14 protein-coding genes are annotated in these 17,389 nt (G+C 67.2%); 10 read left to right on the top strand and 4 right to left on the bottom strand.

Annotated features, from left to right (window positions below; translation table 11 throughout):
- Positions 1 to 413 precede the first annotated feature (413 nt).
- The 3 genes from ASD86_RS18370 to ASD86_RS18365 form a co-directional block, all read right to left on the bottom strand.
- Positions 414 to 593 (bottom strand): hypothetical protein, encoded by a 180-nt coding sequence (locus tag ASD86_RS18370; protein ID WP_056113905.1) that lies wholly within the window; start codon positions 591 to 593, stop codon positions 414 to 416.
- Between the two features lie 146 nt (positions 594 to 739).
- The gene (locus ASD86_RS26930; RefSeq protein WP_157476828.1) at positions 740 to 970 is read right to left on the bottom strand and encodes a hypothetical protein; all 231 of its coding nucleotides are present in this window, start codon (positions 968 to 970) and stop codon (positions 740 to 742) included.
- Positions 971 to 1,158: 188 nt separating this feature from the next.
- Positions 1,159 to 2,649 carry a class II fumarate hydratase gene (locus tag ASD86_RS18365; protein WP_082578483.1) on the bottom strand — a complete coding sequence of 497 codons (1,491 nt, stop codon included), beginning with the start codon at positions 2,647 to 2,649 and terminating at the stop codon, positions 1,159 to 1,161.
- Between the two features lie 366 nt (positions 2,650 to 3,015).
- Between ASD86_RS18365 and purB the strand changes: the two genes are divergently transcribed.
- The 3 genes from purB (at position 3,016) to ASD86_RS18350 (ending at position 6,185) form a co-directional block, all read left to right on the top strand.
- Positions 3,016 to 4,392: an adenylosuccinate lyase gene (gene purB, locus ASD86_RS18360; RefSeq protein ID WP_056113902.1), complete on the top strand. Its 1,377-nt coding sequence runs from the start codon at positions 3,016 to 3,018 to the stop codon at positions 4,390 to 4,392.
- A 375-nt stretch (positions 4,393 to 4,767) separates the two neighbouring features.
- Positions 4,768 to 5,718, top strand: coding sequence for a subclass B3 metallo-beta-lactamase (gene bla / locus ASD86_RS18355; protein ID WP_056113899.1), 951 nt, complete (start codon positions 4,768 to 4,770; stop codon positions 5,716 to 5,718).
- A gap of 68 nt (positions 5,719 to 5,786) precedes the next feature.
- On the top strand, positions 5,787 to 6,185 hold the full coding sequence (locus ASD86_RS18350; RefSeq protein ID WP_056113896.1) for a VOC family protein: 399 nt from the start codon (positions 5,787 to 5,789) through the stop codon (positions 6,183 to 6,185).
- A gap of 13 nt (positions 6,186 to 6,198) precedes the next feature.
- On the opposite strand, the gene ASD86_RS18345 is transcribed toward ASD86_RS18350, so the two are convergent.
- Positions 6,199 to 6,879, bottom strand: a complete 681-nt coding sequence (locus ASD86_RS18345; protein WP_056113893.1) for a YoaK family protein — start codon at positions 6,877 to 6,879, stop codon at positions 6,199 to 6,201.
- A 285-nt stretch (positions 6,880 to 7,164) separates the two neighbouring features.
- On the opposite strand from ASD86_RS18345, the gene ASD86_RS18340 reads away from it, so the two are divergent.
- The 7 genes from ASD86_RS18340 (at position 7,165) to ASD86_RS18310 (ending at position 17,353) form a co-directional block, all read left to right on the top strand.
- The gene (locus ASD86_RS18340) at positions 7,165 to 8,436 is read left to right on the top strand and encodes a cupin domain-containing protein (RefSeq protein ID WP_056113890.1); all 1,272 of its coding nucleotides are present in this window, start codon (positions 7,165 to 7,167) and stop codon (positions 8,434 to 8,436) included.
- Entirely contained in the window at positions 8,433 to 9,335 is a 903-nt protein-coding gene (locus tag ASD86_RS18335) for a GNAT family N-acetyltransferase (RefSeq protein WP_056113888.1), read from the top strand. Before ASD86_RS18340 ends, ASD86_RS18335 begins: the two co-directional genes overlap by 4 nt.
- A 477-nt stretch (positions 9,336 to 9,812) precedes the next feature.
- The gene (locus ASD86_RS18330) at positions 9,813 to 12,647 is read left to right on the top strand and encodes a 2-oxoglutarate dehydrogenase E1 component (RefSeq protein WP_056113885.1); all 2,835 of its coding nucleotides are present in this window, start codon (positions 9,813 to 9,815) and stop codon (positions 12,645 to 12,647) included.
- A gap of 65 nt (positions 12,648 to 12,712) precedes the next feature.
- Complete coding sequence (gene sucB / locus ASD86_RS18325) at positions 12,713 to 13,936, top strand: dihydrolipoyllysine-residue succinyltransferase (RefSeq protein WP_056113882.1); 1,224 nt, start codon at positions 12,713 to 12,715, stop codon at positions 13,934 to 13,936.
- A 120-nt stretch (positions 13,937 to 14,056) separates the two neighbouring features.
- Positions 14,057 to 15,481: a dihydrolipoyl dehydrogenase gene (lpdA, locus tag ASD86_RS18320; protein ID WP_056113879.1), complete on the top strand. Its 1,425-nt coding sequence runs from the start codon at positions 14,057 to 14,059 to the stop codon at positions 15,479 to 15,481.
- A gap of 154 nt (positions 15,482 to 15,635) precedes the next feature.
- A complete protein-coding gene (locus ASD86_RS18315) occupies positions 15,636 to 16,229 on the top strand; it encodes a TIGR00730 family Rossman fold protein (protein ID WP_056113876.1) in 594 nt (197 codons plus the stop codon).
- 137 nt (positions 16,230 to 16,366) lie between these two features.
- Entirely contained in the window at positions 16,367 to 17,353 is a 987-nt protein-coding gene (locus ASD86_RS18310) for a hypothetical protein (RefSeq protein ID WP_056113871.1), read from the top strand.
- The last annotated feature ends 36 nt before the right edge of the window (positions 17,354 to 17,389 follow it).

The raw sequence follows: 17,389 nt of genomic DNA, 5'->3' as shown, positions 1-17,389 counted from the left end.
CCCTGCCGATAACCATGAATCGCTGTCGCCTATGCACAGCGCTGCCCCCGGCGCTGAAAACGCGAGGCAAATGGCGAATGGCAAACAACCGGCAGCCTAGGGTTATCCCTGATTCGTCGTGATCTGCCGAATCGATAAGCGCCGCTGCGGAACCGATCGAACCGCAGCGAGTTACGAACGGCGACCGGCAACCGCCGCGCGATGCGCGCGGCGAAGTCAACGCTGAAAAATTGCGCCCGCAACGGGCGTCTTGGGCGGCCGCGACGATTGCGAAATCGCAATGCGGGCGCGCTCAGGCTTGCACTTCATCGACACCGCAGACCGAGGGTCTGCGATGGCGGGGCTGTCCGAATCCGCCGACAGGCGGAACCGGTCCCCGGGCCAGGCGTGCCCCCGGGCCCGGGGCGGGTGGATCAGTGCGCCGGCTTGACGCTGGCGACGGCGGCCTGGGCCGCGTCGGCGGCGACCGGGGCGACCTGGGAGGCCACATCGGCCTTTATGTCTTCGCCGATCGGCACGTCCTGCGGCGCGCAGGCGGCACAGGCGAACAGCGACAGGACGGCGGCGTACCGAAAGAAAGTCTTGGACATCATGAGCGAGGCTCCATGGTGATGGCTGACCGGATCGGGGCGATCCGGGGTTCGGGGGAAAAACACGTTGCACGGACGCATCCGGCGGCTCGAGCAACGATGCACATAAAACCGCAAACATAACCCTGGCATTACGGACCGATTACCGCTCAATAACCGCCCATCGCTACCCGGCGTTCGCGGACCTGCCCGGCGGCCTGAGCCGCCGGATTCGCGATAAACCCGCGCAACGCGGGCCTGTCGCGAAATCGGTCACGCGCGGGAAAGACATCGAAACCCGAGAGTTTCTTGGTGCGCCGCCCGCTTTCGCACGCCGCGCCGCCGCTTTCCCGCCGCAGCGGGAGATTATCGCGCACTAACGCGCGAATATCCCCGAACACGCCCCGAGCATATCCAAGCGCCAGCGCCTGAAAACCCCACCCCGGTCGCGAAACTAAATCCTGGAACAATTCGATCCACCGGGGCCGCGGGCCGTCCCTTCCCCAAGGCACGGCCGCGACGACGGCATCCGGAGCCAGACTTTAATCACACTCTGACATGAATTGAAGCGGGCGACGTTCACTCAGGCTCAACCGCCCCCGCCGCCGGCCCCGCCGGCCTGGATGCCGCCGCGGGTCAGCCGGGTCGGATCGAGCAGCCGGCGCAGTTGTTTTTCCGGCAGCCCGGTGACCTCGATCGCCACCTCCAGCACCGGCCGGCCCTCCTTATAGGCCTGCTTGGCGATCGCCGCGGCCTTCTCGTAACCGATCAGCGGATTGAGCGCGGTGACGAGGATCGGATTGCGGTCGAGCGCCTCGCGCACATGCGCCTCGCGCGCGCGCAAGCCGGCGATCGCGCTGTCGGCGAGCAGGCGCATGGCGTTACCGAGCAGGCGGATCGAATCGAGCAGGTCGTAGGCGATCAGAGGCAGCATCACGTTGAGCTGGAAATTGCCGCTCTGCCCGGCCACGGTGATCGCCGCGTGGTGACCGATCACCTGCGCGCAGACCATCGCCATCGCCTCGGGAATCACCGGGTTGACCTTGCCGGGCATGATCGAACTGCCCGGCTGCAGCGCCGGCAACTCGATCTCGCCCAGGCCGGCCAGCGGGCCGGAATTCATCCAGCGCAGATCGTTGGCGATCTTGGTCAGGGCCACCGCAAGGGCGCTGAGCTGGCCGGACAGTTCGACCGCATCGTCTTGCGCGGCCAGGCCTTCGAATTTGTTCGCCGCCGATTCGAAGCGCGTGCCGGTCGCGGCCGACAGCGCCTTCGCCATCGCCTTGCCGAAGCGCGGGTCGGCGTTGATGCCGGTGCCGATCGCGGTGCCGCCGATCGGCAGCCGGCGCAGGCGCTTGAGGCTGTCTTCGATGCGCTGCTGAGCCGAATCGAGCTGCGCGGCCCAGGTGTCGAACTCCTGTCCGAACGTCAGCGGCATGGCGTCCATGAGATGGGTGCGGCCGGTCTTGGTGGTCTTGGCCAGTTCCTTGGCGCGGCGCTGAATGGTCTTGCGCAGATGCGCGAGCGACGGCAGCAGGGATTCCACTACCGCCAACTGCGCCGACACCCGGATCGTGGTCGGAATCACGTCGTTCGAGCTCTGGCCCAGATTGACGTGATCGTTCGGATGAATGGTGTGCTTGCCCGCGCGCGAAGCCAGGGTCGCGATGACCTCGTTGGCGTTCATATTGCTCGAGGTGCCCGAGCCGGTCTGATAGACGTCGATCGGGAAATGCGCGTCGAAGCGGCCGTCGGCGACCTGCGCCGCGGCGGCGCCGATCGCCTTGGCCACGCCGGCGTCGAGCAGGCCGAGCCCACCGTTGACCTGGGCCGCAGCAGCCTTGACCAGCGCCAGCGCGCGGATGAATTCGCGCGGCATCGGCACCCCCGAGATCGGGAAGTTCTGCACCGCGCGCTGGGTCTGCGCGCCCCATAAGGCGTCGATGGGGACGCTGAGCTCGCCCATGCTGTCGTGTTCGCGGCGGAAACCCGGGGCGGCCGGGGCTTGCGCGGGCTTGGCCGAGGTGCGGGTCGGGGGTTTGCCCGGAGTCTTCGCCGGATTCTTTGATTTGGACGCCATTGCCAACTCCATTGAGTCGTGGGGGAGACGCGCGGCGCAGGGGCCGTGCATCACATCGAGAGGTCGGGACGCGGCCGAGCTTCGCAAGAGCGAAGGACCGCGCCGTGCTGGCATTACGATTCCGCTGGCGGACGTCATGATCGCCGTGGTCGCACCGCGCGTCGAGTGCACGCGGGCGTTTCGCCCGATCCGGCGAGGTCGGACTCACGCAAAGCTTCCTGTAGCAGCGGCNNNNCGCGGAGTGACAAGTTTGCGCCGCGACCCTGCAACCCCGCGGTCGCGGCTCGCGCCGCTCCTACAGGGAGCGCCCGGCACGCCACGGACCGTAAGGTAGAATGGCGGACTGTTTCCTGCCCTGCGTGTGCCATGTCCGCCGACCCCCAGACCGCTCTGCTCGCCCTGTCCCCGCTCGATGGCCGCTACGCCGGCAAGGTCGATGCGCTGCGGCCGATCTTTTCCGAATTCGGCCTGATCAAGGCCCGCGTCAAGGTCGAGGTCGAGTGGCTGCTGGCGCTGGCCAACGAGCCGGGCATCGTCGAGCTCAAGCCGTTCTCCGACGCGGCCGCGGCGCGCCTGCGCGCGCTGGCCGACGGGTTGTCGGTCGAGGATGCGGCGCGGGTCAAGGAGATCGAGCGCACCACCAATCACGACGTCAAGGCGGTCGAGTACCTGATCAAGGAACGGCTCAAGGACGACGCCGAGCTGGGGCCGGCGCTGGAGTTCGTGCATTTCGCCTGCACCAGCGAGGACATCAACAACCTCAGCTACGCGCTGATGCTCAACCAGGCCCGCCAGCATGTGCTGCTGCCGCGGCTGGACGAGCTGATCCAGGCCCTGCGCGCTATGGCCCATGCCCACGCCGCGCTGCCGATGCTGTCGCGCACCCACGGCCAGACCGCGTCGCCGACCACGGTCGGCAAGGAATTGGCCAACGTGGTCGCGCGTCTGCAACGCCAGGGCGAGACCCTGGCCGGCGCGCAGATGCCGGGCAAGATCAACGGCGCGGTCGGCAATTACAACGCCCACGTCTCGGCTTATCCGGACATCGACTGGCCGGTGTTCTGCGAGCGTTTCGTCGCCTCGCTGGGCCTGGACTGGCAGCCCTACACCACTCAGATCGAGCCGCACGACGGCATCGCCGAGCTGTGCGACGCGCAGCGCCGGATCGATACGATCTGCATCGACCTGTGCCGCGACGTGTGGGGCTACATCTCGCTGGGGTATTTCAAGCAGGCGGTCAAGGCCGGCGAAATCGGCAGCTCGACCATGCCGCACAAGGTCAACCCGATCGATTTCGAAAACGCCGAAGGCAACTTCGGCATCGCCAACGCTTTGTTCGAACATTTCGCCGCCAAGCTGCCGATCAGCCGCTGGCAGCGCGACCTGACCGACTCGACCGTGCTGCGCGCGCTCGGCACCGCGTTCGGCCACGCCTTGATCGGCATCGACGCGCTGATGCGCGGCCTGGGCAAGCTCAGCGTCAATCCCGAGCGTCTGGCCGCCGATCTCGACGCGTCCTGGGAAGTGCTGGCCGAAGCGGTACAGACGGTGATGCGCCGCCATGGCCTGCCGAACCCGTACGAACAGCTCAAGGCGCTGACCCGCGGCCAGGGCATCAACGAAGCCTCGATGCGCGAGTTCATCGCCTCGCTGGAACTGCCGGCCGAGGACAAGCAGCGGTTGCTGGCGATGACCCCGGGCAGCTACACCGGCCTGGCCGAGCGGTTGGCACGCGAGATCTGATCCGGCGCGCGTAACTTGCGCCGCTTCGCAGGTGAGTTCCTCGCTGTAGGAGCTGCGCAAGCCGCAATCGCGAATACTCAAGTACGACGAAACGTGCGTCGCAACCGCAGTTTCGTGGTCGCGNGCCGCTCCTACAGTCGCTCGGACGTGGCTACGTTTCTCACTGTAGGAGCGGCGCGAGCCGCGACAGCGAATACTCAACTACGGCGAAACTTGCGTCGCAAACGCAGTGCCGCGGTCGCAGTTCCAGCCACTCCAAAAGTCACTGCGACACAGAAACAAAAATTCCTCTTTCTGCTGCCACAATTTCTTTTTGCTTCGCGGGGCATCCGAATCGGAGATAGTGATCGCCACTGTTCCGCAAGGGTTTCGCACATGCGTTTTCGCACCGGCGTATTGGCCGCTTCGCTCATCTCATCGATTCTCGCCGCCTGCGCAAGCGCGCCGCGCGCCGACAATGACCGCATCGCGAACGTCGCTGCGCCCGCGCCCTGCTCCGCCGATCCGAGCTGGGACGAGCCGACCGCGCCGCGCCATATTTACGCCAACACCTGGTACGTAGGCACCTGCGCGATCAGCGCGATCCTGATCACCTCCGACGCCGGCCACATCCTCATTGACGGCGTTACCGACAAGGCCGCGCCGCGAATCGAAGCCAACATCCGCGCGCTCGGCTTCGAGCCGAAGGACGTGCGCTACATCGTCAGTTCGCACGAACATATCGATCACGTCGGCGGCATCGCGCGCCTGCAGCGCGACACCGGCGCGCGCGTGGTCGCGCGCGAACCCGCCGCGACCGCGCTGGAACGCGGCCACAGCGATCGCGGCGATCCACAGTTCCTGAGCGTGGCGAAGTTTCCGCCGGTGGTTTCGGTGCAGCGCATCGGCGACGGCGAGACTCTGCGCGTCGGGACGGTCGTGCTGACCGCCCACGCCACGCCCGGCCATACCGCTGGCGGCACCAGTTGGACCTGGTCCTCGTGCGATGGCGCGACCTGCCGCGCGACGGTCTATGCCGACAGCGTCACTCCGTTCTCCGACAAGGTGTATCGCTACAGCGACAACGCCGAGATGGTCGCGGCCTTCCGCAACAGCCTGGCTTCCATCGCCGGACTGCCCTGCGAGATCCTGCTGACGCCGCATCCGAGCGCGAGCCGATTACTCGAACGCCTGGATCCGGCCTCCGGCATCGCTCTGGTCGATATCGGCGCGTGCCGCGCCTACGCCGCGACCGGCACCGAGAAGCTCGACGCGCGCCTGAGCAAGGAACGGGCCGACCGGCCCGGCAACGTCCCGAGCCATGAAGAGCCTGCGCCCACTCATTGAAACGCGCCGCCACATCGCCTTAGCGCGAACCGCGCGACACTCCGCCCTCGATCCCCCGGAGCGTGACGATGCAGCAGCTGATCAATATCGACGTCCCCGACCTTGACGCGGCCACGCGTTTCTACACCCACGCGTTCGGCTTGCACGTCGGGCGCAGACTGGGCGTGGAGGTGATCGAACTGCTCGGCGGACAGGCGCCGATCTATCTGTTGCGCAAACCCGAGGGCTCCGCGGCCGCGGGCGACGACATCCGCCGCTACGCGCGGCATTGGTCGCCGCTGCATCTGGATGTGGTGGTCGACGACCTCGACGCGACCCTGCGCAGTGCATTGACCGCCGGCGCGCAACAGGAAGGCGCGATCCGCAGCGCGAACTGGGGCCGGATCGTGCAGATCGCCGATCCGTTCGGGCATGGCTGGTGCCTGCTGCAATTCCTGGGACGCGGCTACGACGAGATCGCCGACTGAAACTCGCCCGGCCTCATCCGTCTCGCACGGGCCTGCGCAGCGCCCAGTGCCGATACAACGCGTACGACACCCCGGTGATGCCGGTCAGCATCGCCGGGACATACAAGGCCCGATAACTCCATGCCTGAAACAACACCGCGCCGATCGCCCCGCCGGCCAGGAAGCCGCAGATCACCACCAGGCACAGCCACACCCGCCGCGTGCCGACCGGAAGCCCGCGCAGCCAATGGCCGAGCGCGACGCCGACGTCGGTGAACAAGCCAGTCAGATGGGTGGTCCGGATCAGCGCGCCGCTGTAGGTCGTGGCCATCGCGTTCTGCAGGCCGCAGGCGACCGCGGCGAGCATCACCCCGGCATGCACGTCGCGTTCCATCAACGGCACCGCCGCGAACAGACAGGCCGCCTCCACGGCCAGCACCACGCCATAGCGACGCCCCAGCTTCAAAGTGCTGTCCTGGATGATCAGGCCGCTCAGCACCGCGCCGAACACGAACGACAATCCGACCAGGGCCAGATCGATCGCCACTCGGCCCTGGCCGTGAGCGAGCGCGATCCCGAGCAGGGTCGTGGTGCCGGTCAGATGCGTGACCGCCTGATGCTCATAGCCGAGATAGCCGATGGCATTGATCATGCCGGCGATCGCGGCCAGGCAGGCCGTGCCGATCCAGACCCATCGCGGCAGTACGATTCCCATTGCGTCTCCCTGGTTGTCGGCAGTCTAGCCGCCACGGTTGGCGTTCGAGCCTTGGCGTCGCCTTCGTTCGGATTGGATCGGATCGGGCCGACCCACGTCCGGGCAGGCACGAACACGCAACAGCCGGCCGGCAAAGTCCGAACGGCGGCGAATCGCGATCACCGCGCAGGCCGATTCAAAGCGGCCGAACGGACCGGTTCGGTGACGCACGCGCCTCACCACGCATCGTCACATCGGCGACAATGGCGTTATCCGCGCGAACCGAGCGCGATCCGATCTGTACCCATGGCAAAGAAACCCGTCGCAAGCCCCGCCCGCAGCCAGACCTCCGCTCCGGCGATCGAGGTCGACGCCGCCACCCATCCGCCGCTGGGCATGAGCCCGGCCGTGTTCCTGCGCGACTACTGGCAAAAGCGCCCGCTGCTCATCCGCAACGCCTTCCCCGGCCTGCAATCGCCGATCCAGCCCGAGGATCTCGCCGGTCTGGCCTGCGAGGAAGGCGTGCTGGCGCGGGTGATCGAGCACGATCGCGACAGTGATGTGTATGCATTGCGGCACGGGCCGTTCGAAGAATCCTTTTTCCCCGGCCTGCCGCGACAGGACTGGACGCTGTTGGTGCAGGACGTCGACAAATGGGACGCCGACGTCGCCGCGCTGCTGCCGGCGTTCGATTTCCTGCCGCGCTGGCGCATCGACGACATCATGGTCTCGTTCGCCGCGCCGGGCGGCTCGGTCGGCGCGCACGTCGACCAGTACGACGTGTTCCTGCTGCAGGCCCAGGGCCACCGGCGCTGGCAGATCGACGCGCGCCCCGATGCGCCGCAGGATTTCCGCCCCGACGCCGACCTGAAACTGCTGCGCGAATTCGACCCCAGCCACGACTGGGTGCTCGGCCCCGGCGACATGCTGTACCTGCCGCCGGGCGTGCCGCACCACGGCGTCGCCGAAGACGCCTGCCTGACCTTCTCGGTCGGCATGCGCGCGCCGTCGGCGGCCGAGCTGATGGGCGATTACATCGACACCCTGGCCGGCGAGGCCGACGACAGCCTGCGCTACCGCGACCCCGACCTGAGCCCGCCGCGCGATCCCAACGAGATCGACGCGACCGCGATGGGCCGGGTGGTCGAGGCCTTGAACGCGATGCGCATGAACGATCCCGATCGCCTCGGCGACTGGTTCGGCCGCTTCATTACTGTGTACCGCGCCGCGGGCGAGGTCAGCGCCGGCAATGAGGAGCCGCGCTCGCGGATCGAGATCGAATGGGACCTGGAACGCGGCGCCTCGCTGTGGCGGCACCCGTGGTCGCGGATGGCCTGGCGCAAGGCCCACGCCAAGGGCAAGGCGGCGCGGCTGTACGTCAGTGGCCAGGAATTCGCCCTGCCCGCGCGCGACGCCCAGACCATCGCCGCGGCGGTGGAGATCGATGCCGAAACCTATTCGGCGCTGTCGGAGACCGGCCGCGCCTGCGTGCAGGAACTGATCGCCGGCGGCCACTACCGCCTCGGCCTGGACGATGACGGCGACGACGACAGCGAGGACGCGGGAGACGAGGCATGAGCGCGGGGTTCCAGGTGGTCGCGGTGCTCGATTACGCCGCCGCCCTGCCGGCGCTGCGGCAGGTGCGCGAGACCGTGTTCGTGCAGGAACAGAACGTCCCGGCCGAACTGGAACTCGACGCCCACGACCCGTTATGCCAGCACGTGCTGGCCTTCGCCGACGACGGCACCCCGATCGGCACCGGCCGGCTGACCCCGGACCGGCGCATCGGCCGCATGGCCGTGCTCGCTGCGTGGCGCGGCCGCGGCGTCGGCGAGGCTCTGCTCGCGGCGCTGCTGCAACGGGCCGGTGAGCTGGGTTGGCGCGAAATCACCCTGCACGCGCAACTGCCGGCGCAACGGCTCTACGCGCGTCACGGTTTTCTGCCGTACGGCGAGCGCTTCTTCGAGGCCGGGATCGAACACCGCTCGATGCGCTTGCTGCTGGGCGCAGCCAACCCGGTCGAAACCCGCGACGCCGCTCTGGCGGCCATGCTCGGGGTGATCGCCGGCGCCCGCCGCGGCCTGTCGATCTATAGCCGCGAGCTCGACCCGGGCCTGCTCGACCGTAGCGACGTCACCACCGCGCTGCGCCGGTTCGCCACCGGCGGCGGCGTCACCCGCATCGTGCTGCACGAACCGGCCGCGCCGCAGCGCGCCCTGGCGCCGCTGATCGGGCTGGCCCAGCGCCTGCCGAGCGCCTTCGCGTTCCGCGCGATCGAGGAGCCGGTCGACCAGACCTATGCCTCGGCCTATGCGGTCAACGACCGCGACGGCTGGTACTACCGCACCCTGGGCAACCGTTTCGACGGCGAGACCCGGCTCGACGGCGGGCCGCGCGCGCGCCAGCTGCGAGCGCACTTCGATCCGGTGTGGGAACGCGCGCGGCCGTGCAGCGAGTACCGGGCGCTGGGCATCTGAGCAACCTAAGCCGGCTGACCTCAGCTCCCGCGCATGAACAAGGCCGCCTGGAACGGACAGGGCCACTTTCGCGAAAACGACCTCCACCTCAACGGACCACGTCGCCCCGCGCGCGGCCACGGCATCGCGGACCGGCCCGTGTCGGCGAACGGCCTGCTACAGAAAACCTCCGCGGCTTGGTCGAGAGATATCGTTTTCATCGACCTGCCCCGAGGCTCGCAGACCTGCCCGCCCTACCCTCGGCGCTTGAAACGCCGCCGCCCCGGCCCAAGACCTGAGCGGCATTGCCGGAACGGTCCGAATCGCGCTTATCGGCCCCGCGATCGACGAAATCGAACCGAATCGGCCACTTAGACATAAGTAGTTATGCCGCTGGGCTTAACACTACCGCTATAATTCTCAGCCTTGTCCGCGCCCAGCGCCTCCGTGCGCCCGCGCGACGCCACTTCCGCCCCCAAGAGTTTCCCGATAGCCATCGTGGACAGCCTCCTCAAGCAGTTTTCGCAATCCTCGCAACTCGGCGCCAACGCCGCCTTCATCGAAGACCTGTACGAGCAGTACCTGGTCGATCCCGACAGCGTCGGGGCCAAGTGGAAAAGCTACTTCGACGGCTTCAAGGGCCGCGAAGCCGGCGATGTTCCGCATTCGGCCGCGATCGAGAGCATCGCCCAGGCCGGCAAAGCCGCCGCCCGCGGCGCGATCGCCTCCCCGGCCGGCGGACCGAGCGGCAGCGACGAGCGCGAACGCGCCGTCGGCAAGGTCATCACCGCCTACCGTTCGCGCGGCCACCTGGCCGCCGACATCGACCCGCTGGGCCTGCTGGCCAAGCCCGACGCGCCGGACCTGGCGCTGGGCTTCCACCGCCTGTCCGAGAGCGACCAATCGGTCGAGTTCTCGACCGGCGGCGTGGCCGGCCAGGAGCGGATGAAGCTCGGCGACCTGCTCGCCCTGCTCAAGGCGACCTACACCGGCCCGATCGGCGCGGAGTTCATGCACATCGCCGACGCCGAACAGCGTCGCTGGATGTACGAGCGCCTGGAAACCGCGGCCGGCAAGTACGGCCGCAGCGCCGAAGACAAGAAGCGCATCCTCGAGCGGCTTACCGCCGCCGACGGCCTGGAGCGCTACCTCGGCACCAAGTACGTCGGCCAGAAGCGCTTCTCGCTGGAAGGCGGCGACGCGCTGATCCCGCTGATGGACGTGACCATCCGCCGCGCCGGCGAACAAGGCGTGCAGGACGTGGTGATCGGCATGGCCCACCGCGGCCGCCTCAACGTCCTGGTCAACACCCTGGGCAAGCCGCCGCGCAAGCTGTTCGACGAGTTCGAAGGCAAGTTCGAGCACGACGAGCACGCCCACACCGGCGATGTGAAGTACCACATGGGCTTCAGCGCCGACGTCGCCACCCCCGGCGGCCCGGTCCATCTGGCGCTGGCGTTCAACCCCTCGCATCTTGAGATCGTCAACCCGGTGGTCGCCGGCAGCGTGCGTTCGCGCCAGACCCGCCGCGGCGACAAGGGCCGCGCCCAGGTGCTGCCGATCCTGCTGCACGGCGATGCCGCGTTCGCCGGTCAAGGCGTGGGCATGGAGCTGTTCCAGATGTCGCAGGCGCGCGGGTTCGCGGTCGGCGGCACGGTCCACATCGTCATCAACAACCAGGTCGGCTTCACCACCAGCGAGCGCCAGGACGCCCGGTCCACGCTGTACTGCACCGACGTGGCCAAGATGGTCGGCGCGCCGATCCTGCACGTGAACTCCGATCACCCCGAAGCGGTGGTGTTCTGCGCCGAGCTGGCGCTGGACTTCCGCCAGCGCTTCGGCCGCGACGTGGTCATCGACCTGGTCTGCTACCGCCGCCACGGCCACAACGAGGCCGACGAGCCGGCCGCGACCCAGCCGCTGATGTATCAGGTGATCCGCAAGCACAAGACCCCGCGCGAGCTCTACGCCGAACAACTGGTCGGCGAAGGCACGCTCAAGGCCGAGGACGCGCAGGCGCTGGTCGACCAGTACCGCGACAAACTCGACGCCGGCGCGGTCACCACCGAATTGGTCGAGGTCAAGCCGGACGAATTCACCATCGACTGGTCCAAGTACCTGTCGGGCAAGCTCAGCGATCCGGTCGACACCACCTTCGATCGCGCCAAGCTCGACGCGCTCGCGACCCAGATCAACGCCGTCGCCGACACGGTCAAGCTGCACCCGCGCGTGGCCAAGATCTACGAAGACCGCCGCAAGATGGCCGCCGGCGAGCTGCCGGGCGACTGGGGCTTCGCCGAGAACCTGGCCTACGCCAGCCTGATCAGCGAAGGCTACAAGCTGCGCCTTGTCGGCCAGGACAGCGGCCGCGGCACCTTCTTCCACCGTCACGCGATCCAGCACGAGCAGACCAGCGACGAGTACATCCTGCCGCTGCGCCAGCTGGTCAAGAACCCGTCCGACGTCACCATCATCGACTCGCTGCTCAGCGAAGAAGCGGTGATGGCGTTCGAATACGGCTACTCGACCGCCGATCCCATGACCCTGGACATCTGGGAAGCGCAGTTCGGCGATTTCGCCAACGGCGCCCAGGTCGTCATCGATCAGTTCCTGTCCTCCGGCGAAGCCAAGTGGGGCCGTCTGTGCGGCTTGGTGCTGCTGCTGCCGCACGGCTACGAAGGCCAGGGCCCCGAGCACAGCTCGGCGCGCCTGGAGCGCTTCCTGCAGCTGTGCGCGCTTGAGAACATGCTGGTCTGCGTGCCGACCACCCCGGCCCAGGCCTACCACATGATCCGCCGGCAGATGCGCATGAGCACGCGCAAGCCGCTGGTGGTGATGACGCCCAAGTCGCTGCTGCGCCACAAGCTCGCGGTGTCGTCCCTGGAGGAACTGGCCGAGGGCGAGTTCCAACACCTGATCCCCGACGCCGCGGCCAACGTCAAGAAGGTCAAGCGCGTGGTGCTGTGCTCGGGCAAGGTCTATTTCGACCTGTACGAGCAAGCGCAGAAGGATGGGCTGAACGATGTGGCGATCGTGCGCATCGAACAGCTGTATCCGTTCCCGCGCGAAGCCCTCGCCGCCGAGCTCAAGCGTTTCGGCACGGCCACCGACGTGGTGTGGTGTCAGGAAGAGCCGCAGAACCAGGGCGCCTGGTACCAGATCCGCCATCACCTGACCGCCTGCCTGGGGCCGAAGCAAGCGCTGCATTACGTCGGACGCGCGCGTTCGCCGTCGCCGGCCGCCGGCCACCTGGCCGACCATATCGCCGAGCAGACCAAGCTGGTCGCCGACGCGCTGGTCAATTCGCTGCACGGAGAGTCCAGCGCCGAATAAGGCGCTGGTGCTTCGACGACCCCACTACGCATACCCACATTCAAGCACTCCAGGATGCCTGCCCCATGAGCACCGAGATCAAAGTCCCCGTTCTGCCCGAGTCGGTCTCCGACGCCACCATTGCCACCTGGCATAAGAAAGTCGGCGATGCGGTCAAGCGCGACGAGAACCTGGTCGACCTGGAAACCGACAAGGTCGTGCTCGAAGTGCCCTCGCCGGTCGACGGCGTGCTCAAGGAAATCAAGTTCGAGGAAGGCGCGACCGTGACCAGCTCGCAGCTGCTCGCGATCGTCGAAGCCGGCGCCGCCGCCAGCGCGCCCGCGGCCGAAGCCGCTCCGGCCGCGGCCAAGGTCGACGCGACCCCGGCCGCCGGCGCGCAGCCGATCACGCCCAAGGCCAATGCCGCCGAGGCGCCGAAGGCCGCCGCCCCGACCTCCAACGACCAACTGCCCCCGGGCGCGCGCTTCACCGCGAACAAGGAAGGCATCGACGCTTCGCAGGTCGAAGGCACCGGCCGCAAGGGCGCGGTGACCAAGGAAGACATCCTCAATTACGCCAAGAACGGCGGCGTCGGCAACGCCGCCGGCGCGCGTCCGGAAGAACGCGTGCCGATGACCCGCATGCGCGCGCGAATCGCCGAGCGCCTGATGCAGTCGAAGAACTCGATCGCGATGCTGACCTCGTTCAACGAAGTCAACCTCGGCAAGGTCATGGCCATGCGCAAGGAGCTGGGCGAGTCGTTCGAGAAGGCCAACGGCGTCAAGCTGGGCTTCATGAGCTTCTTCGCCAAGGCCGCGGCCAACGCGCTGCAGCGTCACCCGGTGGTCAACGCCTCGGTCGACGGCAACGACGTGGTCTATCACGGCTACGCCGACATCTCGATCGCGGTGTCGACCGAGAAGGGTCTGGTCACGCCGGTGCTGCGCAATGTCGAGCGCATGGGCTTCGCCGACGTCGAGAAGGCCATCGGCGACTACGCCAAGAAGGCGCGCGACGGCAAGCTGGCGCTGGAAGACCTGCAGGGCGGCACCTTCACCATCACCAACGGCGGCACCTTCGGCTCGCTGATGTCGACCCCGATCGTCAACCCGCCGCAGTCGGCCATCCTCGGCATGCACGCGATCAAGGAACGCGCGATCGTCGAGAACGGCGCCGTGGTCGCCGCGCCGATGATGTACATCGCGCTGAGCTACGACCACCGCATCATCGACGGCAAGGACGCGGTGCTGTTCCTGGTCGACATCAAGAACCAGCTGGAAAATCCGCATCGCATGCTGCTGGGCATGTAATGCCACGAGCCCCTCTCCCNTGAGGGCCTTCCGCAGCAGCGACGCCCTCCCCGCCCCCTCATCCGCCCTTCGGGCACCTTCTCCCGCCAGCGGGAGAAGGGAAAAGGAAAGGAATATCTGATGTCTGAACAATTCGACGTAGTCGTCATCGGCGCCGGCCCCGCCGGCTATCACGCCGCCATCCGCGCCGCCCAGCTCGGTCTTAAGACCGCCTGCATCGACGCGGCACTCGGCAAGGACGGCAAGCCCGCCCTCGGCGGCACCTGCCTGCGCGTGGGCTGCATTCCGTCCAAGGCGCTGCTCGACAGTTCGCGCCAGTTCTGGAACCTGCAGCACCTGTTCGGCGAACACGGCATCAGCGCCGACAACGCCAAGATCGACGTCGCCACCATGGTCGGTCGCAAGGACAAGATCGTGAAGCAGTTCACCGGCGGCATCGCGATGCTGTTCAAGGCGAACAAGATCACCCCGTACTACGGCTTCGGCGTCCTGCACCCGGGCAACATCGTCAAGGTCAAGCAGCACGACGGTTCCGAGGTCGAGCTCAAGGGCACCAACGTCATCATCGCCGCCGGTTCGGATTCGATCGAACTGCCGTTCGCGAAGTTCGACGGCGACAAGATCGTCGACAACGTCGGCGCGCTGGATTTCACCGAAGTGCCCAAGCGTCTTGGCGTGATCGGCGCCGGCGTGATCGGCCTGGAACTGGGCAGCGTGTGGAAGCGCCTGGGTTCGGAAGTCACCATCCTTGAAGCGCTGCCCGAGTTCCTCGCCGCCGCCGATGCCGAGGTCGCCAAGACCGCTGCCAAGGAATTCAAGAAGCAGGGCCTGGAGATCAAGCTCGGCGCGAAGGTCAGCAAGGCCGACATCCAGAAGGACGGCGTGCACCTGACCTACAACGATGGCAAGTCCGATCAGGAACTGGTCGTCGATAAGCTGCTGGTGGCCGTGGGCCGTCGCGCGGCGTCGAAGGGTCTGCTCGCGGAAGGCACCGGCGTCAAGATCAACGAGCGCGGTCAGATCGAAGTCGACGAACACTGCCACACCGGCGTCGACGGCGTGTGGGCGGTCGGCGACTGCGTGCGCGGGCCGATGCTCGCGCACAAGGGTTTCGAAGAAGGCATCGCGGTCGCCGAACTCATCGCCGGCCTGCCGGGTCACGTCAACCTCGACACCGTGCCGTGGGTGATCTACACCGAGCCGGAAATCGCCTGGGTCGGCAAGACCGAGCAGCAGCTCAAGGCCGAGAACATCCCGTACAAGACCGGCAGCTTCCCGTTCGCGGCGATCGGCCGCGCGGTGGCGATGGGCGAGCCGGCCGGCTTCGTCAAGGTCATCGCGCACGCCGAGACCGATCGCGTGCTGGGCCTGCACCTGGTCGGCGTCGGCGTGTCCGAACTCGTCCACGAAGGCGTGCTGACCATGGAGTTCAACGGCTCCGCCGACGACCTCGCGCGCATCTGTCACGCCCATCCGACCTTGTCGGAAGCGATCCACGATGCGGCGATGGCGGTGGACAAGCGCGCGATTCACAAGGCGAATTAAGCCGGGAATCGGGAATGGAGAATCGGGAATCGGAAGAGCGCAACGCGCCCGTCCGGTTCCCGATTCGCTTTTGGGCCTCCCGAAACCTGCCTCGCCGCTCTTGCCGTTCCGTTTTTTTCCTATTCCCCATTCCCCATTCCCGATTCCCGTCCCCATGAAAAGCATCTGCATCTACTGCGGCTCCAACGCCGGCGCCAAGCCGATCTATACCGAACGCGCGATGGCGCTCGGCAATCGCCTGGCCAAGGACGGCATCGCCCTGGTCTACGGCGGCGGCAACGTCGGCCTGATGGGCGTGGTCGCCGACGCCGTGCTCGAGGGCGGCGGCGAAGTGATCGGGGTGATCCCCGAGCAACTGGTCAACTGGGAAGTCGCCCATCGCGGCCTGAGCAAGCTCGAAATCGTCGGCTCGATGCACGAGCGCAAGGCGCGCATGTTCGACCTGGCCGACGGCTTCGTCGCCCTGCCCGGCGGCTTCGGCACGCTCGACGAAATGTTCGAGATGCTGACCTGGCGCCAGCTCGGCATCGGCAACAAGCCCTGCGCGTTTCTCGACATCGACGGCTTCTACGCGCCGCTGATGACGATGCTCGATCGCATGGTCGCCGAGCGCTTCGTGCATGCCGATCAACGCAACGACCTGTGGCACGGCGACGACATCGACGCGATGCTCGGCTGGATGCAGGGCTACACCCCGGCTGCGGCCTCCAAGTGGCTGGACGAGAAGCGCCGCAACGCCTTGCGCTGACGGCACGACCGCGTCGACGGCGTTCGCGCCGTCGCTGCGGATGCGTTCGATCATGAGTTGCGCATCCGCGATCGGCGCCCTCGGCAGTTCGCCGGGCGACCCCGTATAGTCGGCCCAACCCCAGAAAGGATTCGAGGATGGCCTTCACCACCCGCCGCGGACTGCTGGCCGCCTGCCTCGTCCTGGCGTTGCTGCCGACCGCCTCGCTCGCGGCCGAGCCGTCCAAACCGGCCGCGCGCGGCGGCGATTGCGACCTGGCCAAGGAACTGCCCGCCGATGCCGACGCGCGCAGCCGCCGCATCGCCTGCGACATCCCGCTCAAGTACCAGAGCGACGTGCTGATCGCCGAGAACGTCGGCAGCCTGATCCGCCGCCACGACATGGCCGCGTGGCTGACCAGCGGCGAGTTGCTCAAGATCGGTGCCTTGAAGGATTTCCCCGGTTCGCCCAAGGGCTGGTTGACCGATGACCGCGGCGACCGCGTCGATGTGAACTACTTCAGCCAGGACGGCGACACACTGATCTCGTTCGCGCAGTCCAGCCTGCACATGCAGCCGTTCGGCGTGCGCGGCACCAAGCGCCTGGACCCGCCGCGCCCGGCCAATCCGCGCGAACAAAAGCTGATGGCCGCGCAGACCCTGGCGCGCACGCAAAAACCGCTGTACTGCAGCGACACCCCGCCCAACCTCGTCGTGTTCGACGTCGAAGAAGACCACAAGCCGCAGATTTTCGTGTTCATGATGCCGCCGTGGCAGGACGACGACGTGCCGATGGGCGGCTACACCATGTTCCGCATGGACGAACGCGGCGAACGCATCCTCGATCACTACGAGCAGACCCGCAGTTGCCTCAACTACGACGGCAAGCAGTTGAAGAAGGCCGAGGCGTTCTACGTCAGCCACCTGACCTCGGCCGCGCCGACCATGTTCCACGTGTTCATGAGTCTGCAATACCGCAAGCCGCTGATCGTGTTCACCACCCAGAACCAGTTGCTGTGGAAGGTCGAACTGGGCCGCATCCAGTTGCTCGACAGCGACGACAAGGAATACAAGCGCGCCCGGAAATGGTCCAAGCGGATCAAGTCCGAGCGCGAGGTGGTGCCTACTTCCAGCGATATTGGTTGAGGGCCGGGATTCGGGATTCGGGATTGGGGATTGGCA

It is taken from the genome of Lysobacter sp. Root690 (assembly GCF_001427785.1).
GTDB lineage: Bacteria > Pseudomonadota > Gammaproteobacteria > Xanthomonadales > Xanthomonadaceae > Lysobacter.
This window is presented reverse-complemented; position numbering and strand designations above follow the sequence as displayed.